We start from the raw sequence: 673 nt of genomic DNA, 5'->3' as shown, positions 1-673 counted from the left end.
TCCTGATAGGTCTTGAGATTGACCAGAATGAACGGAGAAACCATATCCATTACTCCCCAATAGGCGGGTACTTACCACGCATCGCTGCTGCCCGCCTTGAGTGGTGTGTTTGTTTATCACTGCGGTTATTAATATTGCTGTGATATATTGCATGCCATCTCTTCTTCTTTGCTGTGGTATTTTTGGTGCCGTTTTTTGCCTTTGGCTCAGGGCTTGAAGAATGCTTTTGAGGTTGTCCTCCCCCCGGTCATCTGAAGATATTCGGTCTTCTCATGTTCCGTTCCTGTGGAATGCCGCACGTCGCATGAGGCAATGCTACACGTGAAGTTTCAGGTGTAAAGTTCTACCGGAGAAAGCGGTGGTCGATGGCGCCGGGCGGCCTGAAACCTCCCTGCTCCGACGCCTGCGGCAGGGCGCGCGGCGGTCCCCTGTGCCCGACGCGGCCGTTCTTGCGGGGCGTAGATTATAACGGTTTTTTCTGTCCTCCGCACCCGGAAATCGCGGCGCGCACCGGAGGGAGCGAGTTGGTACGATATCCGATCCCGCCGCAAGACCGGCCATTCTCCCGCGCCCCCGACCCCCGGGATGGGATCGAAAACCCCGGTTTTGCGAACAACCGACGGACGTGTAGAGAGATTGGACAGAAAAGATAAATAGATTGACATCTATGTCC

The sequence above is a fragment of the Methanoculleus sp. DTU007 genome (assembly GCF_001512385.1).
GTDB classification, from domain to species: domain Archaea; phylum Halobacteriota; class Methanomicrobia; order Methanomicrobiales; family Methanoculleaceae; genus Methanoculleus; species Methanoculleus thermophilus.
Note: the sequence above shows the minus strand (reverse complement) of the source record.